The following is a 22,193-nucleotide window of genomic DNA, read 5'->3' as shown; positions in this document are numbered from 1 at the left end:
GCTCCTTATTTGTTAAATCTTGTTATATTTTCTTCGTTAAGTGTGAAATCATAGTAGTTTAAGTCTTCTCTGAATGTCCATCCCTCTTCCTTCCAGAAGTGGTTTCCCAGCTCATTCACCTTGAAGGCTATGATTGACACCTTGTTGATATGCTCTGCCTGAAGTGCTCTCATGCAGGCAACCACCATACTCTTCCCGATGCCGCACTTCCTGTAATGCTCATCCACGCATACATGATACAGGCAGCCTCTTCTGCCATCGTGTCCGCAGAGTATCGCTCCAACTATCTTTCCATCTTCTACCGCTACAACACTCGTAGTCGGATTTCTCTTAAGAAATCTAAGGACTCCCTCTCTTGAGTCGTCAATAGAACGGATTCCAAAGCCGTGGATGGTCTGCCAGAGGCTGTACACCTCGTCATAATCATCTATCGTCATAACCCTTATTTCATATTTATTCTCATTACTCATTTTATTAAATCATCCTTATATTTTTATATAACTATCAGCATTATAATGCATCTTTCTGATAATTACTTTCCTATTATTAATTATTACGGGAACATAGGAACCATATTGAGTCCCTCTGCCTCATCGAAGCCAAATAACAGATTCATATTCTGAACCGCCTGTCCTGCAGCACCCTTTACCAGATTGTCAAGAGCACCCATCATAATAATTCTGCCGGTCCTCTCATCAATCACAAAGTTTACATCCACATAGTTGCTGCCCTCAACCCACTTTGTCTCAGGGCAGACACCCTTTTTGAGCACTCTGACAAACTTCTCATTTGCATAATACTTATCGTAAACTGCCTTAATCTCATCATATGTAGGAAGTGTTCCATCAGGTTTTTTCTTAAGTGTCGCATACTCTGTAGCGAGGATTCCTCTGTTCATCGGAACAAGATGCGGAGTAAAGTTGATAAGAATTTCTTTTCCTGCCGCATATCCAAGCTGTTCCTCTATCTCAGGGGTATGTCTGTGTGAGGCAACGCCATATGCCTTCATGCTCTCATTTACTTCACAAAACAGATTAGGTGTCTTTGCACCACGTCCTGCGCCTGATGTGCCTGACTTTGCATCGACGATAAGTGTATCTGTGTCAATAAGTCCCTCCTTCACAAGCGGATAAGCTGTAAGGATGGAGCATGTGGTATAGCAGCCAGGATTTGCAACAAGCCTTGTCTCCTTTGTGACCTTGTCCCTGTTTATCTCACACAGACCATATACAGCCTCATCAATAAACTGCGGCGACTTGTGCTCAATCTTGTACCATTTCTCATATGTGGCTACATCCTTGATACGGAAGTCCGCTGACAGATCGACAATCTTTACCTTACTTAATATATCCTCAGTGAGCACGCCTGCCAAAAAGCCCTGTGGGGTCGCAGTGAAAATCACATCAACAGACTCTGCAAGCTCCTCCATATTGTCATCCATGCACTTTGCATCAACTATCTGAAACATATTTCCATAGATATCGGCATAATTCTCATCCACATAGCTTCGTGAGCCATACCATGCAATCTCTACCTCTTTATGATTCATCAAAATTCTCACGAGCTCTGCTCCGGCATATCCGGTGGCTCCAATAATACCAGCCTTTATCATAGTATTTCCTCTTTTCATATTGTATTTCTGCATAACCATATAAAATGGGTCTGACGCATCATACATAATAATATAGTACAGTAATTTCAATCCGTAAAGAGAAAAATTATACAAAATTATGTATAATTATACATGAATAATGTATATTTTTTCACTTGCAATATGTAAAGAACTGGTATATATTTATTCTAAAGTAATTATTCAAGGCTTTTAGACACAAAAGCAGTTAATGGTTACCATCATAAAGAATAAACGAAAAGAGGACACGCACTTATGAAAGACAAAGTTGTATTAGCTTATTCAGGCGGACTTGATACTACTGCTATCATTCCATGGCTTAAAGAGACTTATGACTATGACGTAATCTGCTGCTGCATCAACTGCGGACAGGGAGAGGAGCTTGACGGACTCGATGAGAGAGCTAAATTATCCGGAGCTTCAAAGCTTTACATAGAGGATATCTGTGATGAGTTCAGTGAGGACTACATCGTACCTTGTGTACAGGCCGGCGCAGTTTATGAGCACAAATACCTCCTTGGAACAGCAATGGCAAGACCGGGCATCGCAAAGAAGCTTGTAGAGATTGCAAGAAAAGAAGGCGCTGTAGCCATCTGCCACGGTGCAACTGGTAAAGGAAACGACCAGATCCGTTTCGAGCTCGGTATCAAGGCGCTCGCTCCTGATATCAAGGTAATCGCTCCATGGCGTCAGGACAACTGGAAAATGGATTCACGTGAGGCTGAGATCGAGTACTGTAAGGCACACGGAATCGACCTTCCGTTCGGCACAGATTCAAGCTACAGCCGTGATCGTAACCTCTGGCACATCAGCCACGAGGGACTTGAGCTTGAGGATCCTTCACAGGAGCCAAACTATGACCATCTGCTCGTATTAAGCGTCACACCTGAGCATGCTCCTGACGAGGGTGAGTATGTTACAATGACATTTGAGAAGGGTGTTCCTACATCTGTCAACGGCAAAAAGATGAAGGTAGCAGACATCATCAGAGAGCTCAACCGTCTCGGTGGCAAGCACGGCATCGGTATCATCGATATCGTTGAGAACCGTGTAGTAGGTATGAAATCACGTGGTGTATATGAGACTCCTGGTGGAACAATCCTCATGGAGGCACATGACCAGCTCGAGGAGCTCTGCCTTGACCGTGCCACAATGGAGGTCAAGAAAGAAATGGGCAACAAGCTCGCTCAGGTAGTATACGAAGGAAAATGGTTCACACCACTTCGTGAAGCAATCCAGGCTTTCGTAGAGTCAACACAGGAATATGTAACCGGAGAAGTTAAATTCAAATTATATAAAGGCAATATCATCAAGGCCGGCACTACTTCACCATATTCACTCTACAGTGAGTCTCTTGCAAGCTTTACTACAGGAGATTTATATGATCACCATGATGCAGACGGCTTCATCACACTGTTTGGTCTGCCACTCAAGGTGCGTGCAATGAAGCTTCTTGAGCTTGAGAACAAGAAAAACAATTAATTGTTACAACAAATAAATCGAGTAGGAGGCGGTGACTAACCGCCGTCCTCTCACACCACCGTGCGTACCGTTCGGTACACGGCGGTTTCAATAGTTGACGTGCACAGACTGATAGGCTGTGGCTAAATCATAAAAGCCACTGTTTATCAGTCTTTCTTTTGTCATTGCCATGTTTACTGCAACTGTATGCGTTGCGAACCAATGTCCCCGTCGGGTATTACCCGCTTGCATTGCCAAGTCTTTGGGTACTCCCATCTTGATAAGGTTACGTACCTTCGTCCTTGGTTTCTTCCACTGTTTCCATATACACATACGTATTCTGTGATAGAGCCATCCGTTGATTTCATCTATGTTGTTCTTCATGCTTGCAATTCCGTAGTAGTTAAGCCATCCCCTCGCATACACCTTGATTTTCTCAAGGTTTGGCTTGATTGACTGACATCGCTTACGGGAAGATAACTCCTTCAGTCTGGACTTGAACTTCTTCCATGACTTCGGATGAACTCGGACATAAATGCCCTCTCCGTTCCTTCCCAATGCAAAGCCAAGGAATTTAAAATTTCGGATTGCAAACACGCTGACAGTACGGCTCTTTTCCCGGTTGACTGTAAGTTTCAGCCTCTCCTCAAGATATTTTGTACTGCTTTCCAAGAGTCTCTCTGATGCCCGCTTGCTCTTTGCAAGAAGCACGATGTCATCTGCATATCTTATGCATGGAACACCTCTTTTCAGGTATTCCTGGTCGAACTCATTGAGGTAGATGTTTGCCAGCAATGGTGATAGATTTCCACCTTGTGGTGAGCCTTCCTCTGTGTCAATGACCACTCCGTTTTCCATTACACCGCTTTTCAGATAGCGCTTTATCAACTGTACTACACGTTCATCTTTTACATTCTTCCGGAGAAGATTGATGAGAATTTCGTGATTAAGAGTATCGAAGTACTTTGACAAGTCAAGGACTACAGCGAATGTATAGCCTTGTTCTGCATACTCCTTAACCTTAAGTATTGCATCTTTTGCACTTCTGTTCGGACGATAGCCATAGCTACCATCTGCAAACAGCGGTTCATAGATCGGCACTAACTGTTGGGTTATTGCCTGTTGAAGTGTACGATCTATCACTGTTGGTATGCCAAGCTTTCGCACACCACCATCTGGTTTGGGAATTTCAACTCGTCTTACTGGAGACGGAGTATACTTTCCACGATAAATGCGGTCAGTTATCTCTTGTTGATGTTCCTTTAGATATGGAAGAGCCTCTTCAATGGTCATGCCATCAATTCCCGGCGCTCCCTTGTTTGCCTTAACTCTCTTATACGCTCTGTTAAAGTTGTCTTTATACAGTATCGTTTCCAAAAGTCTCGGCTGTGCACTGTCTCTTTCTTTCCATATCCGATTGAATGACCTGGACGCTTTCACATACCCTTCATGTTCCGCATTATCTCTTTGCGAACAGCCATTGTTTTCAATGTTTTCTGCCATAGATGGTCATTCCTCCTTTCTCGGTCATACTCAAGACTCCTACTGATTCGGTCCTTCACCTCTCGGCTACTATGACCTCTGCTGACTTCTGTGCGTTCAGCATTGCTTTATGCAATGGTTACCTCTTTCAAGGCATACCGCACAGACCTCCCTAGGTACCACACGTTTCTTCCTCTCCATCCATCTGCCTCATTTATCATGCATGATTCCGTGTAGTTATCGGGCTTCAACATGGCTTGCTGCCTTACCCACATGCATGACCTCATATGAGATTTCTGTTCGTCAGACCAGAGATTTGCCCGTGAGTTAGTATATTCCTCACATCCAGCTTCCTTCAGATTCCATCTCACGATGGACACCCTTGCTTTCGGCTATATCCTTCCCACTACCGGGCGGATTCGGGACTTTAACCCGTTAGAAACGTGCGCCGCTAGGCGCACAAGAAAAAGAGATGTGAAATAACAGCAATTATTTCACATCTCTTATTTTTTTAATAATTTCATTCTTTAAATCAAGTGCCTTATCCTTAATGTGTCTAGAAGCACTTTTTGATATAAGCACCCTTGCAATGAGCTTTGAAGCCACATCCCAATGGTCAAGCTTATAATTCATCTGAGCCAAAAGCAAATCAACCGTATCCTGATTCATACCACATATAGGGAAATGCTCAGTCGCAACCGCTCTTGTCATTCCATCAAGAGCCTGCTTATAATAATATTTTTCTGCCTTTTGTGCACTTACAAGCTCTTCACTTTCCGTTGAGATACCATCAGCCGTAAGCTGTTCGATTAAACCGCGATAAAGCCAGGATAGCTTAAGACAAATATATGCCTTTTCACTATACATAGCCCTTTTAACAATCGCTGAAAAAAGTGCCAGCTTAAATCTGTCTATTGCCTCATCATACGAATATAACAAAGGCACCGACTTGCTGCCGGGCTTAAATTTGGCAGCAACCTGCTCCTTAAGCAGCCTTATCTGTGTACTCGATACATGTACAAAGTCGCCATTCATCGCACTATAACCACAATGCGGACACGATGTGACACCATACTTTATTGTATCAATTCCCTTGTAAACCGGTCTGAAATCATCATCAGAGCCAGCAAACCTGATCTTTGATGTCCGTACCGTCAGTGTTTGAAAACTCTGATCACACACCGGACATGTTATATTCTTTGCAAAAACAAAATCCGTTTCATCCTCTGTCTGAACAGCAGCTGCCACCGGAGCATCCCCGGTGGCAGCTGCTTTATCCTCATCATACAGATCATTTATGTCTTCAGGATTTAAACCGAATTTGTCAATACCTGACTTTAAATCCATATTTTACCTCTATTCTTCTCTTCTGTTTATTTTTAGTCAAAAACTATTTAGCTGTCGGAAGCTTGAATGAGCTCTTTAATGAGACGATTCTGTTAAATACAGGCTGTCCATCCTTTGAGTCCTTGCAATCCGCGCAGAAGAAGCCATTTCTGACAAACTGGAAGCTGTCATAAGCCTTGGCACTCATAAGCTCCGGCTCCACTACACAGTTATCAAGCACTGTGAGTGAATTAGGATTAAGATTTAAGCTTCCGTCCTCATTGTACACTCCAAGCTCCTCATTTACGATATTCTCGTAAAGACGTACAGTTACCTGCTTTCCATACTCGGCTGAAACCCAGTGGATAGTTCCCTTGACCTTTCTGCCATCAGGACTGTTGCCACCCTTTGATGCCGGATCATATGTACAGTGAATCTCTGTAATATTGCCGTTTTCGTCCTTCACACAGCTATTGCACTTCACAAAATAAGCATTCATGAAACGCACCTCATTGCCAGGGAACATACGGAAATACTTCTTCGGTGGCTCCTCCATGAAGTCATCTCTCTCCACATAAAGCTCTCTGGTGAAAGGAACTTTTCTCTTTCCAAGCTCAGGATTCTCCACGTTATTGTCCACTTCAAGATACTCAACCTGTCCCTCAGGGTAATTGTCGATAATCACCTTGACCGGATCAAGCACAGCCATCATACGAGGGCGCTTAGCCTTTAAATCCTCTCGGATACAGTACTCAAGCATAGCGTAGTCAACAGAGCTGTTAGCTTTTGATATACCACACAGATCAACAAAATTCTGGATAGACTCCGGTGTGAAGCCCCTGCGTCTGAGCGCTGCTATAGAAACAAGCCTCGGGTCATCCCAGCCATCAACGATACCGTCCTCAACAAGACGCTTGATATATCTCTTTCCTGTTACAACATTAGTCAGATAGAGCTTTGCAAACTCAATCTGCTTTGGCGACTCCTCTGGAGAATTCTTAAATCCACATTCAATAACCACCCAATCATACAGCGGTCTGTGGTCTTCAAACTCAAGAGTACATATAGAATGTGTGATGCCCTCAATAGCATCCTCTATAGGATGAGCAAAATCATACATAGGATATACACACCATTTATCACCTGTATTGTGATGTGTCATATGAGCCACACGGTAAAGAATCGGATCTCTCATATTGATGTTTGAAGAGCTCATGTCAATTCTCGCACGAAGTACCTTTGTGCCATCCTCGAACTCACCGTTTTTCATGCGCTCAAAAAGGTCTAAGTTTTCCTCAACACTTCTCTTTGAGTATGGATCCTCCTTGCCGGCCTCTGTGAGTGTACCTCTATACTCTCTTATCTCATCAGGTGTCAGATCAGATACATATGCCTTTCCCTTCTTTATCAGTCCTACTGCACACTCATACATCTTGTCGAAGTAATTGGATGCAAAAAACTTCCTGTCAGCCCAGTCAGCACCAAGCCACTTAACATCGGCCTCGATAGACTCTACAAACTCCAGACGCTCCTTGGTAGGGTTTGTATCATCAAACCTGAGATTGAACTGTCCGTCATACTTCTTTGCCAGTCCATAGTTTAAAAGAATAGACTTCGCATGGCCGATATGCAAATAACCGTTTGGCTCCGGTGGGAATCTGGTCTTTACAGTCTTGCAATGACCCTCAGCCAAGTCCTTCTCAATAATCTGTTCAATAAAATTTTTCGAAACTGTTGCCTCGTTCTCCATAAATGTTCCTCCGAAAATAATACTGTGTCCATTATAAATTCATCAGTTTACTTTGTCAATGAATTAGAAAAAGTAGTACATGTATATTATACGTGCGTATGTGTAAACAGATGATCCTGACAGTATTCCTTGTTGCCGGTGCACTTCGAGCAGTATCTGAATGTTAATTCAGGATTTGACAATTCCGTTCTGCCGCATATATAGCACTTGTGACGTGAGATGCCACTTCCCGGGCGAGGTTCGGAAAACTGAGCCTTAAACTGTGCCTTTCTCCTCTTCTGGTGCATATTCTGTCTGAATGAGAGCCTGTGCTTGCAGCCATAAATGAATACCAACAGATTTATAAGTGCAAGTACGATTTCTGAGCCGTATGCCAATCCAATCTGCCATCCAAAGCTCATATAGGTATACACATCATATGCAAACATCACGAAGTAAACAAGCACCATCCACTTCATCTTTATAGGAAGCACAAAGTAAAGCCTCACCTCTGCCTCCGGCATCAAAAGACCAAGCATCAGATACATAGCTATAAGTATATAGTACATAGTCAGATTGATGGATACATGTGTCACTGCAAATGCAAGCATTCCTACTATATCATACAGCAAAAAGCCTCCGAAAAAGTACACATTCATCCTAAAAGAGCCAAGATATGACTCCATGCTGTCTCCAAGCGTCCACAGACAGAATATAAATAAAAGCTGTAAAAATGATATGCTGCCGCTCGGCACAAAAATCCAGCTTATAAGACGCCATACCTGTCCGTGCAAAATAGCAGAGGCTGAAAACTGCAGATAATAAAGGACAACATCTCCCTTTGTCAAAAGCAGCACACTGCCTATCAGATTCGCAGCGATAAATATTCTAGTGATATTCGGAATCGCTTTACTTCCATATTTTTGTTCTAGTTTGTTAAGCCAGTTCATACATTTTAGCAGACATGGTTCATTTCACTGCTGCTCACACCATTATGTGACAAGCAGTGGTTACATCACGATGCAATAAAACCACGTATCTGCATCCTCCTGTCATATTATTGCTGCCTTTTACACTATAGTGCAAAGGGCAGCGGTTATTACAAAATTTATTATGATAGTTAAATCATACTTTGTCAACGAGACTGCGAATTATTCACAAATTCTTTATAATTATAGTCATTGTAATTTGTCGATATCTGTCGTATAATAATCTCTGTTTTGATAATAGAACAATTATATATTTTAATAAGAAGAAAGATATATAAAAACATATAAGTAATACATTATGGAGGAACCACTATGGAAAATAACAGCTTACATAAGTTGGGCATTGATATCGGCTCAACAACCGTCAAGATTGCACTTCTTGATGCCGATGACAATATCCTCTTTTCCGATTATGAGCGTCATTTTGCAAATATCCAGGAGACACTTGAGTCCCTTATCAGAAAGGCCTACGACAAGACAGGTGACCTTTCAGTTTGTCCTATGATAACAGGCTCCGGCGGACTCACTCTTGCAAAGCACCTTGAGGTGCCATTCGTACAGGAGGTTATAGCTGTATCTACCGCACTCACACACTATGCTCCACAGACCGATGTGGCAATAGAGCTAGGTGGCGAGGATGCCAAAATCATATACTTCGAGGGTGGTAACGTGGAGCAGCGTATGAACGGCATATGTGCCGGCGGTACAGGCTCATTTATCGACCAGATGGCTTCTCTCATCCAGACAGACGCTACAGGACTAAATGAATACGCAAAAAGCTACAAGGCCATCTACCCTATCGCAGCCCGCTGTGGAGTATTTGCCAAAACAGATATCCAGCCTCTCATCAATGAGGGAGCCACACGCGAGGATTTATCCGCTTCAATCTTTCAGGCCGTGGTAAACCAGACCATCAGCGGTCTCGCCTGCGGTAAGCCAATCAAGGGACATGTTGCTTTTCTTGGCGGTCCTCTGCACTTTTTGTCAGAACTTAAATCAGCATTTATCAGAACCTTAAATCTCGATGACGAGCACACTATCGTTCCTGAGAACTCTCATCTGTTTGCAGCAATAGGCTCTGCATTAAACTATAAAGACAACTCTGTCACCACACTCTCATCCTTAATCGACCGCCTCTCAAACGGCATTAAGATGGAATTTGAGGTGGCACGTATGGAGCCTCTTTTTAAGGATCAGGCTGATTACGATGAATTTACAACGCGTCACGGCAACAATCACGTAAAGACCGGTGACCTTTCTACATACAAGGGCAACTGCTATCTCGGAATAGATGCAGGCTCAACCACCACTAAAATCGCTCTCGTAAGCGAGGACGGAGACCTTTTATACTCATTCTACAGCAACAACAACGGAAGCCCTCTCGCGACAGCCATCCGTTCTATCCAGGAGATTTACGCAAAGCTTCCTGAGGATGCACACATCGTACACTCCTGCTCTACAGGCTACGGAGAAGCTTTATTAAAGGCTGCTTTAAAATTGGACGACGGCGAAGTTGAGACTGTAGCCCACTACTACGCAGCAGCATTCTTCGACCCAAAGGTAGACTGTATCCTCGATATCGGTGGACAGGACATGAAGTGCATCAAGATAAAGAACCAGACTGTCGACTCAGTACAGCTCAACGAGGCCTGCTCTTCAGGCTGCGGCTCATTTATTGAGACCTTCGCAAAGTCCTTAAACTACTCAGTACAGGATTTTGCAAAGGAAGCCCTTTTTGCAAAGAACCCTATCGACCTCGGAACCAGATGTACGGTTTTCATGAACTCAAAGGTAAAGCAGGCCCAGAAGGAGGGCGCATCTGTCGCAGATATATCAGCAGGACTTGCCTACTCAGTAATAAAGAATGCACTTTTCAAGGTTATCAAGCTGTCTGATGCAAGCGACCTCGGTGAAAATATCGTAGTCCAGGGCGGTACATTCTACAATGATGCCGTTCTTAGAAGCTTTGAAAAAATAGCAGGTGTACATGCCACAAGGCCTGATATCGCAGGTATCATGGGTGCCTTTGGTGCCGCACTCATCGCACGTGAGCGCCATGAGGCTGATTACAAGACAACAATGCTCACAATCGACCAGATAAACGAGCTCACCTACACCACAAAGCTCGCACGCTGTCAGGGCTGTACAAACCACTGTCTTTTAACTATAAACAAATTCTCCGACAACAGACAGTACATCACCGGAAACCGATGTGAAAAGGGTCTGGGCAAGGAGAAGAACAAGGATAACATCCCAAATCTTTTTGAATACAAGAACAAGCGTATATTTGACTATGAGCCACTTGACCCAAAGGATGCTCCACACGGTACAGTCGGCATCCCAAGAGCCTTGAATATGTACGAAAACTATCCGTTCTGGGCTACATTTTTCAAACGTCTCGGCTTTTCTGTAGTGCTGTCACCACAATCTACCAGAAAGATTTATGAGATGGGTATCGACTCCATCCCAAGTGAGTCAGAGTGCTACCCTGCAAAGCTCACACATGGTCATATAAGCTGGCTCATAAAACAAAATGTAGATTTTATTTTCTACCCGGCAGTGCCATATGAGCGCAAGGAGTTTCCTGATGCAAACAATCACTACAACTGCCCTATTGTCACATCATACTCTGAGAATATCAAAAACAACGTGGACGAGATTACCTCAGGCGAGGTTAAATTCATAAATCCGTTTATGTCATTTGAGAGTGAGGAAACTATCTCACAGCAGCTCGTAGCCACCTTCTCAAAGGGTGATTTCAACCTGCCTGAGTCACAGATTCGTGATGCGGTAGCCGCAGGCTGGAAGGAGCTTGCCATGACAAGGCTTGAGATACAGCGAAAGGGCGAGGAAGTGCTCGACTACATGGAGGACACCGGACGTCGCGGAATCGTGCTCGCAGGCCGCCCGTACCATGTGGACCCGGAAATCAACCACGGTATCCCTGAGCTCATCACAAGCTATGGCATCTGTGTGCTGACAGAGGACTCCGTATCCCATCTGGGCGAGCTTGAGAGACCTCTCATCGTCATGGATCAGTGGATGTACCACACCAGACTGTACTCAGCAGCCAACTTTGTAAAGACCCGTGATGACCTTGACTTAATCCAGCTCAACTCGTTTGGCTGCGGTCTCGATGCTGTCACAACCGACTGCGTAAACGATATACTGACAGGCTCCGGCAAGATATACACCTGCCTGAAGATTGACGAGGTAAACAACCTGGGCGCAGCAAGAATCCGTATCCGCTCGCTCCTTGCCGCCATAAGAGTCAAGGAAACCAAGCATGAAAAGCGTGACTTAAAACCGTCTAACTACGAGCGTATTGTATTCACCGAGCAGATGAAAAAGGACAACTACACCATCATCTGCCCTCAGATGTCACCTATACACTTTGACCTTCTCGTGCCAGCCTTTAAGGCAGCCGGCTACAATATGGTCATACCGGATATCCCTGCAAGGGAATGTGTGGACGTGGGACTTAAGTTCGTAAACAACGATGCCTGCTACCCTTCACTCATTGTCGTAGGACAGATTATGGCAGCCGTCAAATCAGGCAACTATGATATGACACACACAGCCATCCTCATCTCACAGACAGGTGGCGGATGCCGTGCGACAAACTACATCGGATTTATCCGAAGAGCCCTCGAAAAGGCCGGATATCCTGATGTGCCTGTTATCTCAATCAACATGGTTGGTCTCGAGAAAAACCCGGGCTTTAAGTTTACTCCAAGCCTTATCCAGCACGGACTGTATGCACTTGAGTTTGGTGATATCTTTATGCGCTGTCTCTACAGGGTACGTCCTTATGAGAAAGAGCCAGGAAGTGCCAATGCACTTCATGAGAAGTGGAAAAAGAGAGTCATCGATTTTGTCGGCAACACAAAGATGCTCTCTCACAAGAAATACAAGAAGATGTGCCGCGAAATCATAAGGGATTTCGACAATCTGCCTATGACAGATGAGATTAAGCCGCGTGTCGGCGTGGTCGGTGAGATTCTCGTCAAATTCCTGCCTGCAGCAAACAACTATGTGGTTGACCTGCTCGAAGCTGAAGGAGCCGAGGCTGTAGTGCCTGATCTGACTGATTTCTTACTCTACTGCTGCTACAACACGAATTTCAAGGCTGACTATCTCGGTGCTTCCAAGAAAGCTAAGTTTATGAACAACCGACTTATTGCCTTCTTCGAGTGGCTCAGAAAGGATGCAAGGGATGAGCTGGCTAAGAGTAAACACTTTGAGCCAACCGCTCACGTGCAGGATCTCGCAGAGTATGCTTCTCCTATCGTTTCTTGCGGTAATCAGACCGGTGAGGGTTGGTTCTTGACAGGTGAGATGCTTGAGCTCATCAATGAGGGCGTCACAAACATCATCTGTGCACAGCCATTTGCATGCTTACCGAACCATATTGTGGGTAAGGGAGTTATAAAGAGAATCAGACATGATCATCCGGATGCCAATATCGTGGCTATCGATTATGATCCGGGTGCTTCTGAAGTAAACCAGCTGAACCGTATTAAGCTGATGCTTTCTACAGCACAGAAGAAGCTTAAGAAGTAAGAGAATTGCACTGTTGTTGCTAGTGGGACGAACCCAGCGCAGCCGGGGCTTTCTGCCCTTTCCCGCATGAACTACGCTGCTAAGTGTCTGTACGAATTGCATATGCCAGTTGTGGCTTTTTGACACAACCGGCTTTTATGCGCCGTCCATGGCGCATAACACCTCGCCCATGCGTCCATGCATGGGCGTTGTTGGTTTTCGTATGCAATTCTACAGACTCTAAGCAGCTTCGTATATGCGGGCAAGGGCAAAAGCCCCGGCTGCGCCGGGTTCTGTCTTTGATAACTTTCTACTTTTATATGTGCATATGTTGCTCGTTGCACTCGCTTATATGCTAGCTAGGACAGATGCTTCAAAATCTCATCATACTGGGTATACATCTTCTGCACTTCATTTTCCAGTGTATAGTAGTGCATGATATATGGCACCAACAGCACTAGGAATAACAGTGTAAGTACAAGAAGCATTGGGTTGCTTATCATGATGGATGCGATTATTGACATCATGGTGAGTATAGCAAAGGTTACTGTCACTATGAGGTGCACAAGGCGCTCATGCTGGAAGAAGGCTATTTGTGTCAGGTGTTCCTGCAGTATTTTCTTCCACTCTTCTTTTGATATCTTATCAGGATTGGCAAGCAGATTGTCAATCTTAAGTCTATAATTAATTATTCGTTTTTTCATTTTATTTTCCACCTTTCCTAATACGTACTTTTTTATTTTAATACAATGATAATTGAATCTAAAAATCCGCTATACCAACCTCTGGCATAGCGGATTAAAAAATAAAATGCAATTAAAGATATCACCTGTTATGTGATTATAACTGGTTCAAGACATTTGATGTTTGCAGATAAACACCAGCAATAGCATTGATAACTGCAAGTACGATGGTAATAATTGACATAACAATACCAGCGGTTGCCATGCCCCTTCCACCCTTTTTCCTGCCTACGATACCGAGGATAAGTCCTACAATACCAATAGGTCCGCCAAGGATTGGAATACACCAGAATACCAGACCGATAATACCAAGCACCATAGATGCAATTGACATTCCCTTCTTTTCCTCCATCGGCGGCATAGGCGGTATATTTGGATTGCCCTGCTGATTCGCCTGATCATACATATTGAAGTTGTCGCTCATAACTATTCTCCTACCTTTCTTTTGTTTAAATGATATAATAACTGTCACTGTAATTTGTAACCATGGAGTATCGTAACATACTTTGACTACGAAAGCAATATATTTTTCATTACCGGATGCAACATCCCAGATAGTTACTGTTCACACCTAACAGTGTGACCAGCAACGATTACAGCCAATTTAAAATTTCTCTCCAACCACCCTGCACCGTTTCCTGCAAAAAGCAATGCCATAGGCTAAAATATCACACCGGTCCTCATCCCGCAGAGCCTCATCATAGCGCTTGTCCTTAATCTGCGTTATCGCAGCCTCGCACGCTGCGTCAAGTTCCTTCATCTCCTTAGCATACTTCACCTCTATAACGATGCCCGCATCAGGATCCTCCGGCATGATTAAAATATCGCTAAAACCATCTCCCGACTCACGATTCGACTTGATAAGCCAGTCCGGATTGCTGCCTCGAAGCAGACCAAGAAGTAAGCCATGATAGAAATTCTCCTTCATAGCATCAGGCGCCTTTGTATCGAGTATACTTATCATGCGGCTCATCACGATGTTTAGCTGCCTGGCAATCTGTTTCTCATCTTTATCCAGAATTGCCCTTGATAAAAGCTTCATAGTATCATCATCTTTTGCAACAACAGCCTTGAACCACTCCTGAATTTGGAGAATAAACACCTCACGCACCTCTTTATTAGGAATCACAAGCTTATAGGCATAGCTCTCACTGTCAGGCACCTTGACCTCTCCGATTTTGGTGAGATAGCCTGTAGTAAAGAGCACACTCCACAGATTGTCAATCGTATTGTCAATCTCATCATAGGTCAGATCAAGCCGAAGCTGCTTCTCCACAAATCCACCTGCCACGAGCTTCTCAATCTCATCTCTCGTGGTCTGATCAGCCTTGTCCACAAAGCGCTTCACCATATCATTGCCACTGCTGTTAATCCAGAACGCACTCGGTCTGGCTGACGGATCTGAAACAAGCTTCTTGGCAAAATTTATCACATCCCATGGACAATAAATATCCGCATTACCAAAATGATAACCGTCATACCATTCCTTTACGTCCGGGTACCTCTCGCTCCTGTCATAATCAGAAAGAAGTTTCATGACCTCATCATCAGTAAAGCCAAACTGCTCATCATGGTCAATATCCACAATAGAATTGATTTCAAAGTTATTGAGCCCTGTAAAAATGCTCTCCTTTGACACGCGAAGGCAGCCCGTGAGCACCGCAAACTGTAAAAACTCATTGGTCTTGAGCGCCTGCCCGAAAAGCCCTCTGATGAGAGAAACCATCTCCTTGTAGTAGCCATTCTGAAATGCCTTGTCGAGCGGAACATCATACTCATCTATGAGAATAACCACTTTCTGACCATAGTGCTTATACAACAGCTTTGAAAGCATTCGTATACTATCCTCAATATTGTCATCCTGCCCATGAAGCATCTTTGTAAACAGTATTCTATCCTCATCAGTCAATACAGCACTGGTCTTCAAATAGTAATGTCTGTCAAGCTCATCCTTTAAAATAGCACACAGCATACGTCTTGCCGTAATAAAGTCTAAACCATCCACACCCTTGAATGAAAGAAATATGACAGGATACTTACCCATATGCTCATCACAAAGTACTTTGTTGCCAGAAATATATAAGCCGTCAAACAAAGATTTGTCCATTCCTATTTCAAAAAAGCTCCTAAGCATACTCATATTGAGAGTCTTGCCGAAACGCCTAGGGCGTGTAAAAAGAGTCACCTTTCCCCATCCCTGTAAAAGCTGTTCTATAAGCCTTGTCTTGTCAATATAATAGAACCCCAGTTTACGAATTTCCTCAAAATTTTCAATTCCAACCGGTAACTTCAAAGTATTTGCCATAAAAGCCTCCAAAAAATAATCCGCTATACTTAACTCTAGTATAGCGGATTGCCATGTAAAATACAATATTTATGATTTCTTACCTTGTCCAAATTCAGCTCTCATTTCTGTCCGACAACTGTTTATTTCATTGCCACAATAAAGAATATAAAAATTTAATGGTGCCAGGCACCACCACTGCATCTACATATTTTGTAATTTTCTTACAATAAACACAAGAAATACAAAAAGATGTGTCGCGAAATCATAAGGGATTTCGACAATCTGCCTATGACAGATGAGATTAAGCCGCGTGTCGGCGTGGTCGGTGAGATCCTCGTCAAGTTCCTGCCTGCAGCAAACAACTATGTGGTTGACCTGCTCGAAGCTGAAGGAGCCGAGGCTGTAGTGCCTGATCTGACTGATTTCTTACTCTACTGCTGCTACAACACGAATTTCAAGGCTGACTATCTCGGTGCTTCTAAGAAAGCTAAGTTTATGAACAACCGACTTATCGCCTTCTTCGAGTGGCTCAGAAAGGATGCAAGGGATGAGCTGGCTAAGAGCAAGCACTTTGAGCCAACCGCTCACGTGCAGGATCTCGCAGAGTATGCTTCTCCTATCGTTTCTTGCGGTAATCAGACCTGTGAGGGCTGGTTTTTGACAGGTGAGATGCTTGAGCTCATCAATGAGGGCGTCACAAACATCATCTGTGCGCAGCCTTTTGCATGCTTACCGAACCATATTGTGGGTAAGGGAGTTATAAAGAGAATCAGACATGATCATCCGGATGCCAATATCGTGGCTATCGATTATGATCCGGGTGCTTCTGAGGTGAACCAGCTGAACCGTATTAAGCTGATGCTTTCTACGGCACAGAAGAAGCTTAAGAAGTAAGAGAATTGCACTGTTGTTGCTAGTGGGACGAACCCGGCGCAGCCGGGGCTTTCTGCCCTTTCCCGCATGAACTACGCTGCTAAGTGTCTGTACGAATTGCATATGCCGGTTGTGGCTTTTTGACACAACCGGCTTTTATGCGCCGTCCATGGCGCATAACACCTCGCCCATGCGTCCATGCATGGGCGTTGTTGGTTTTCGTATGCAATTCTACAGACTCTAAGCAGCTTCGTATATGCGGTCAAGGGCAAAAGCCCCGGCTGCGCCGGGTTCTGTCTTTGATAACTTTCTACTTTTATATGTGCATATGTTGCTCGTTGCACTCGCTTATATGCTTGCTAGCTAGGACAGATGCTTTAATATCTCATCATACTGGGTATACATCTTCTGCACTTCATTTTCCAGTGTATAGTAGTGCATGATATACGGCACCAACAGCACTAAGAATAACAGTGTAAGTACAAGAAGCATTGGGTTGCTTATCATGATGGATGCAATTATTGAAATCATGGTGAGTATGGCAAAGGTTACTGTCACTATGAGGTGCACGAGGCGCTCATGCTGGAAGAAGGCTATTTGTGTCAGGTGCTCCTGCAGTATTTTCTTCCACTCTTCTTTTGATATCTTATCAGGATTGGCAAGCAGATTGTCAATCTTAAGTCTATAATTAATTATTCGTTTTTTCACAGTATTTTCGACCTTCTTTTATCAATCAGATAGCAATTTTTAATTAAGCTTGGATTTAATTTCTTCCATCCTTGTATCATCCAGCTTATAAAACCTCTTAAACACAAATATGCCCACGATGAGCAGGATAACAGACGGAATCGTCATCCACATGCGAAGAGCATCAAGTGTATCCTGTGTCTGTACCGCAGCCGCGGTATCCAGATGAATCCAGTCAACCACCAGCCCAGCCAGAAATACTGCTACACCGGATGCGAGCTTTACCGTAAATGTCTGCATTGAGAAAATGACCGACTCCTCTCTCGTGCCATTCATCACCTCACCATAATCAACAGAATCTGAAAGAAATATAGTCATGATAACATTGAGCATACCATAGCCCAGATAAATCAAAATACCCGGCAGGCAGAGTATGTACCAGCTCTGCGGCGTGTAGAGCTTTGCAAATGCCATGATAAGTATCACCGCAAAGCCTGCTATCTGAATAATAAATCCTGATATAAAAAGCTGGCTTTTGCTGAATCTCTTGCGAAGCAGCGGTATAACCATCATGACAAGCACCTGTGCTGCAAAAGCAACTGCAGCAAATAAGGAATATGCGCCCTCGTTTCCCACATCAAACCTGAAGAAATAAAGCACTAGGTTGCCACAGATATTGAGTGATGTATACACGAGAATGATTGATACTACAACAGTCATAGCCTGGTCGTTCTTAAATAAGGCTTTAAACATATCAGATATCTTTCCCGGCTTCTCATCACAGGCAACCAGTCTTTCAGGCACACATGCCACGCATACAAGCTCAGAAATCACAAATACTACCGCTATAATAAGTGCCCACCACTTAAATCCAATCCTGTAGTCAGCCATAGAGCTTCCTGCACCAAGAATAGGCACCACTGTCATCGTGAGCACCGTAGGGATAGCATCTCCGATGCCAGAGCATGTCCTCGCAAGCGATGTAAGCTGCTCCCTGTCGCTGCCCGGCTCAGTGATTGCGGGAATCATAGACCAGAACGGAATATCCATAAGCGTATATGTGATGCCCCATGCAAAGTAAAACACCGTAAGCCACACTCTCTGCGCTGAATCACCCATAGACTCAGGAGTGGCATACAAAGCATAGATGGTCACGGCATTGAGCACCGTGCCGGCAAAAATCCAAGGCCTAAACCTCCCCCACCTAGTACGTGTCTTTGCTACGATAATACCCATCACCGGGTCATTGAATGCATCAAAAATCCTGGCCGCCATCATCACCGTACCGATAAACACACTGCTCATCCCAAGCACTACATTGTAGTAGTAGAGCAAATACGATGAAATAAGCATATACACAATATCTTTTCCGAATGCACCAAATCCAAATGCACACTTTTGTCCTGTTTTAAGCTTCATATAAATACCTCCAAAATAATCCGCTATACTTAATACTAGTATAGCGGATTGCTATGTAAAATACAATTTAAAGTTAATGTGCTTACAAATATAATTTACTGTACATTGCGACACATTGCGCCATCTGCACTGACATTCTTATCTCACAAAAATAGGCCACTTTATATACTTAAAATACTTATACTTACCATATTGTTGCACATATTCATCCCATGTAAAATATACAATTTGAGTACATTTATCTGTGCTTTCATATATAGTAACACCATTTTCGTCATGCCCGAGCAGTATTTGAGAATGTTTATAGTGCCCCATTCTGTCATTTCCCTTAATTTCATCACATATTCTAATAACAGCTCCCAACTCCGCTGTTCCTAAATACTTCTTACAATGTTCATGTGTAATGGTTCTGTCAGACAAGGAAGTATAAATTCGCATCATATCATCTTCTGTCCCGGTTCTGTTTGTAAAACTTTCCCGCCATATATGCCAGTATACATTCCTTGTAAAGCTCCAACAATTACTCCTTCCATAACTAGGCCAATCATTATGACCATCACAAGGACCATAAAATATATTATTTTCAATATAAGGTAATATTTTTTCCCGTATAATGTAAAACACCTTTTCTACTTCTGTTTCGTCAAACGGCTCTTTTCTACTTTCTGTAATTCGACAATCTCTTATCATATTTCTCCACACAAGAGCTCTATTTAAATCAATTCTGGCAATTTGGACTGCATGTGGATACAAAACCATTCGTTTTGGTGTAACTCTTGCTCCTGTAAGAGACAAAATCGCAACGTAAAACTCATCTATATCCCAATCTCTCACCTTTGCATCACCAAATAACTTATCAATAGATTTAAATTCATTTCCAAACATGTTAATTCTTATAGAATGCAGATAAACATATAATATAAACTTTTTAAATTCTCTACGCTTATTATTCTGAGTATTCTCATAATAATTTTTTAATCCATTAAAAAATAAATATGTATAAAAAAATTCAAAGAACTTACGACGTACAACACATTTATCATAACCTTTTTCTATTCCGATACAACGAATAAGCTGCATTTCCAGTGTTGAACAGCCTCGGATTTTACTTTTTAATCTATGGAAAAAATATATAACCGACCATGTTGAAGAAGCAATTTTCTCCTTTATTTTCCGTAAAACATATCTAAATAATTTAAACTTTCTGATTAGACTCCATATACACAAAAGCATATGCTTCAGAGATTTTTTCTCCCTATGTTCTTTAAGCCACTTTCTATTCTCTTTAAACGCCTTGATCTTATATTTCACAAATTCTATGGAAAACCAATTATACGAATTATCTCTATCAAAGTATGATTTATCCTCAAGCTCCACCATAATATCAAATCTACGCTGCAATTCCAAATCATCCCATTTTATCTTTATACCATCAAATTTATCAAAATAGCTTTTTATAACGGAAAAATCATAAAGACCAAACTTTGAAGTATTAAGCAGATGGATTGTAAACAACAAGATTATAATATTAACTACATAAAACCACCATATTTGAATATCCGTCTGAACAAACCAATCCTTTAACCATTTTCCAGATATGATTATATTTATTACAATACAAGCACCCATATCTATAAAAATAAATTGATATAAAAAATCGCATATCTTATACCAGATGTTACTTAGTAATTCACCCTTTACCTTATCATCCAAAAGGTATTCTTCCATAATAAACATTGATATAACAAGCATAGACAAAGTAACGGACCATTTATATCCTGATATGAGCTCCATAGCTATAGTTGTTGCATATATCAGCGAAACTCTCTGACATTTAGAAAAATGCTGATAATTCAATATTACTATGCAAGATAAAAAATATACATATATTGAATTGTTATTAAAATTTTGTATTTGCGCCAACATTGCCATTATAAATTTATCTCCAAATCCACTTTATAATCCATCACCTGACCACTTGATTGTCCAAGCGCAGACCATTATACAGTCCTTATAAAAAGAAAGGCTGCCAAGCCACTCCAACAAAATTAATCAGATTTCGAAATCTTGGTAAAAAGCATATATATTGTAACAGATTTTACAAAAGAAGAAAAGGATAGCATATTTTTTAACAGCTTTAACAGCTTATTAAAAATTGCAAAGTTTAATTCCGCCTTCAGTTTTATCAGAGATGACAGTGAATTTGCTGGTCTGTTGTATTGATTATATTTATGTTGTTTGAGGATGTGACGGATGAACGTTTTGTCCTGTACAACATATGAATTTCTCCGGTGCCATATGTGGCAGCTCCATATGCAAGGATTGAATTGAATATACAAAGTATGCTCTTTGTAACGCTCTCACCGGCTGTCTCAGGCAGTAGCTTGAGTATTTCATTGTGATTTAACTGATCTATGACACTTTCTCCCCAGTTTGGTTTAATATATTTATTGTATATAGTAGAATACTTTTGAATGGTAGAGCACTTCCGGCTGGATGCTATACTTTCAAGCCATTTCTCAGCGACTTCTTTTACGGTGATAGCGGACTGCTTGTGGGCTGCTGTTTGATTAAGTGAAGCAGCTTTTGCTGTAAGCAGCCTTTCTGTTACTTCCTTATAGCTGTGGCCGTATACCGATTTGCACTTTTTACTGCCGGCTGTGTCTACTATGTAGTAGCGGCCTTCCCAGCGTCCGTTGGCTCTCTTTCTGATATTGATTCCTCTTCTTGACATATCTGTTTCCTCCTTAAAATATATATGTATATATATAATTTATAGGAAGAAGAATATTAACTCCATATAATATCTTCAGTTTTATTTCTGACCACAATTTTGACCATCTAAAAATAAAAAATATATAAAATACATACCAATATTCCCTTAAAAATGTAAAAAGATACAAAAAAAGATACAGCCGTTGACATAAAATGACTAAAGTTTTATTATATATCTAGTGTTTTTTAACAGAGGTGATTTTCGCAGATTGTAATAATCTGCGAATTTTTTATTACATTCTTTCTGATT

15 protein-coding genes and 1 pseudogene are annotated in these 22,193 nt (G+C 42.3%); 3 read left to right on the top strand and 13 right to left on the bottom strand.

The window, feature by feature from the left end:
- Window positions 1-5: 5 nt before the first annotated feature.
- Together EUBREC_RS07185 and argC are read right to left on the bottom strand one after the other, a co-directional pair.
- Complete coding sequence (locus tag EUBREC_RS07185) at window positions 6-470, bottom strand: GNAT family N-acetyltransferase (RefSeq protein WP_012742451.1); 465 nt, start codon at window positions 468-470, stop codon at window positions 6-8.
- A gap of 83 nt (window positions 471-553) precedes the next feature.
- The gene (gene argC / locus EUBREC_RS07180; protein WP_015516289.1) at window positions 554-1,612 is read right to left on the bottom strand and encodes an N-acetyl-gamma-glutamyl-phosphate reductase; all 1,059 of its coding nucleotides are present in this window, start codon (window positions 1,610-1,612) and stop codon (window positions 554-556) included.
- Between the two features lie 273 nt (window positions 1,613-1,885).
- Between argC and EUBREC_RS07175 the strand changes: the two genes are divergently transcribed.
- Complete coding sequence (locus EUBREC_RS07175) at window positions 1,886-3,112, top strand: argininosuccinate synthase (RefSeq protein ID WP_012742449.1); 1,227 nt, start codon at window positions 1,886-1,888, stop codon at window positions 3,110-3,112.
- An 87-nt stretch (window positions 3,113-3,199) separates the two neighbouring features.
- Here the strand turns inward: EUBREC_RS07175 and ltrA are convergent, their stop codons facing one another.
- The 4 genes from ltrA to EUBREC_RS07150 form a co-directional block, all read right to left on the bottom strand.
- The gene (ltrA, locus tag EUBREC_RS07170) at window positions 3,200-4,594 is read right to left on the bottom strand and encodes a group II intron reverse transcriptase/maturase (protein ID WP_012742448.1); all 1,395 of its coding nucleotides are present in this window, start codon (window positions 4,592-4,594) and stop codon (window positions 3,200-3,202) included.
- 468 nt (window positions 4,595-5,062) lie between these two features.
- Window positions 5,063-5,920, bottom strand: a complete 858-nt coding sequence (locus tag EUBREC_RS07160) for a DUF2225 domain-containing protein (protein ID WP_012742447.1) — start codon at window positions 5,918-5,920, stop codon at window positions 5,063-5,065.
- A 43-nt stretch (window positions 5,921-5,963) separates the two neighbouring features.
- Window positions 5,964-7,649: a glutamine--tRNA ligase/YqeY domain fusion protein gene (locus EUBREC_RS07155; RefSeq protein ID WP_012742446.1), complete on the bottom strand. Its 1,686-nt coding sequence runs from the start codon at window positions 7,647-7,649 to the stop codon at window positions 5,964-5,966.
- Window positions 7,650-7,735: 86 nt separating this feature from the next.
- Complete coding sequence (locus tag EUBREC_RS07150; RefSeq protein WP_012742445.1) at window positions 7,736-8,578, bottom strand: rhomboid family intramembrane serine protease; 843 nt, start codon at window positions 8,576-8,578, stop codon at window positions 7,736-7,738.
- Between the two features lie 351 nt (window positions 8,579-8,929).
- On the opposite strand from EUBREC_RS07150, the gene EUBREC_RS07145 reads away from it, so the two are divergent.
- The gene (locus EUBREC_RS07145; RefSeq protein WP_012742443.1) at window positions 8,930-13,180 is read left to right on the top strand and encodes a 2-hydroxyacyl-CoA dehydratase; all 4,251 of its coding nucleotides are present in this window, start codon (window positions 8,930-8,932) and stop codon (window positions 13,178-13,180) included.
- Between the two features lie 338 nt (window positions 13,181-13,518).
- On the opposite strand, the gene EUBREC_RS07140 is transcribed toward EUBREC_RS07145, so the two are convergent.
- From EUBREC_RS07140 to EUBREC_RS07130, 3 genes are all read right to left on the bottom strand, one after another.
- Window positions 13,519-13,863: a hypothetical protein gene (locus EUBREC_RS07140; RefSeq protein WP_012742441.1), complete on the bottom strand. Its 345-nt coding sequence runs from the start codon at window positions 13,861-13,863 to the stop codon at window positions 13,519-13,521.
- A gap of 136 nt (window positions 13,864-13,999) precedes the next feature.
- Window positions 14,000-14,326, bottom strand: coding sequence for a DUF4190 domain-containing protein (locus tag EUBREC_RS07135; protein WP_015516286.1), 327 nt, complete (start codon window positions 14,324-14,326; stop codon window positions 14,000-14,002).
- Between the two features lie 180 nt (window positions 14,327-14,506).
- Window positions 14,507-16,207, bottom strand: coding sequence for an AAA family ATPase (locus tag EUBREC_RS07130; RefSeq protein WP_041254012.1), 1,701 nt, complete (start codon window positions 16,205-16,207; stop codon window positions 14,507-14,509).
- 213 nt (window positions 16,208-16,420) lie between these two features.
- Between EUBREC_RS07130 and EUBREC_RS07125 the strand changes: the two are divergent.
- Window positions 16,421-17,083 (top strand): annotated as a pseudogene (locus tag EUBREC_RS07125) (2-hydroxyglutaryl-CoA dehydratase); the annotation flags it as partial.
- Between the two features lie 342 nt (window positions 17,084-17,425).
- On the opposite strand, the gene EUBREC_RS07120 reads toward EUBREC_RS07125, so the two are convergent.
- From EUBREC_RS07120 to EUBREC_RS07105, 4 genes are all read right to left on the bottom strand, one after another.
- Window positions 17,426-17,770, bottom strand: coding sequence for a hypothetical protein (locus tag EUBREC_RS07120; RefSeq protein WP_012742436.1), 345 nt, complete (start codon window positions 17,768-17,770; stop codon window positions 17,426-17,428).
- Window positions 17,771-17,809: 39 nt separating this feature from the next.
- Window positions 17,810-19,168 carry an MFS transporter gene (locus tag EUBREC_RS07115; protein WP_012742435.1) on the bottom strand — a complete coding sequence of 453 codons (1,359 nt, stop codon included), beginning with the start codon at window positions 19,166-19,168 and terminating at the stop codon, window positions 17,810-17,812.
- A gap of 138 nt (window positions 19,169-19,306) precedes the next feature.
- The gene (locus EUBREC_RS07110) at window positions 19,307-21,100 is read right to left on the bottom strand and encodes a hypothetical protein (RefSeq protein ID WP_012742434.1); all 1,794 of its coding nucleotides are present in this window, start codon (window positions 21,098-21,100) and stop codon (window positions 19,307-19,309) included.
- A gap of 253 nt (window positions 21,101-21,353) precedes the next feature.
- Window positions 21,354-21,902, bottom strand: a complete 549-nt coding sequence (locus EUBREC_RS07105) for a tyrosine-type recombinase/integrase (protein WP_012742432.1) — start codon at window positions 21,900-21,902, stop codon at window positions 21,354-21,356.
- Window positions 21,903-22,193: the final 291 nt, after the last annotated feature.

It is taken from the genome of Agathobacter rectalis ATCC 33656, assembly GCF_000020605.1.
GTDB lineage: Bacteria > Bacillota > Clostridia > Lachnospirales > Lachnospiraceae > Roseburia > Roseburia rectalis.
Note: the sequence above shows the minus strand (reverse complement) of the source record. Positions and strands in the feature narration are given on the sequence as shown.

Coding starts and splice junctions, on each gene's coding strand:
- EUBREC_RS07185 (WP_012742451.1), bottom strand. CDS start 470: ATGAGTAATGAGAATAAATATGAAATAAGGGTTATGACGATAGATGAT.
- argC (WP_015516289.1), bottom strand. CDS start 1,612: ATGATAAAGGCTGGTATTATTGGAGCCACCGGATATGCCGGAGCAGAG.
- EUBREC_RS07175 (WP_012742449.1), top strand. CDS start 1,886: ATGAAAGACAAAGTTGTATTAGCTTATTCAGGCGGACTTGATACTACT.
- ltrA (WP_012742448.1), bottom strand. CDS start 4,594: ATGGCAGAAAACATTGAAAACAATGGCTGTTCGCAAAGAGATAATGCG.
- EUBREC_RS07160 (WP_012742447.1), bottom strand. CDS start 5,920: ATGGATTTAAAGTCAGGTATTGACAAATTCGGTTTAAATCCTGAAGAC.
- EUBREC_RS07155 (WP_012742446.1), bottom strand. CDS start 7,649: ATGGAGAACGAGGCAACAGTTTCGAAAAATTTTATTGAACAGATTATT.
- EUBREC_RS07150 (WP_012742445.1), bottom strand. CDS start 8,578: ATGAACTGGCTTAACAAACTAGAACAAAAATATGGAAGTAAAGCGATT.
- EUBREC_RS07145 (WP_012742443.1), top strand. CDS start 8,930: ATGGAAAATAACAGCTTACATAAGTTGGGCATTGATATCGGCTCAACA.
- EUBREC_RS07140 (WP_012742441.1), bottom strand. CDS start 13,863: ATGAAAAAACGAATAATTAATTATAGACTTAAGATTGACAATCTGCTT.
- EUBREC_RS07135 (WP_015516286.1), bottom strand. CDS start 14,326: ATGAGCGACAACTTCAATATGTATGATCAGGCGAATCAGCAGGGCAAT.
- EUBREC_RS07130 (WP_041254012.1), bottom strand. CDS start 16,207: ATGGCAAATACTTTGAAGTTACCGGTTGGAATTGAAAATTTTGAGGAA.
- EUBREC_RS07115 (WP_012742435.1), bottom strand. CDS start 19,168: ATGAAGCTTAAAACAGGACAAAAGTGTGCATTTGGATTTGGTGCATTC.
- EUBREC_RS07110 (WP_012742434.1), bottom strand. CDS start 21,100: ATGGCAATGTTGGCGCAAATACAAAATTTTAATAACAATTCAATATAT.
- EUBREC_RS07105 (WP_012742432.1), bottom strand. CDS start 21,902: ATGTCAAGAAGAGGAATCAATATCAGAAAGAGAGCCAACGGACGCTGG.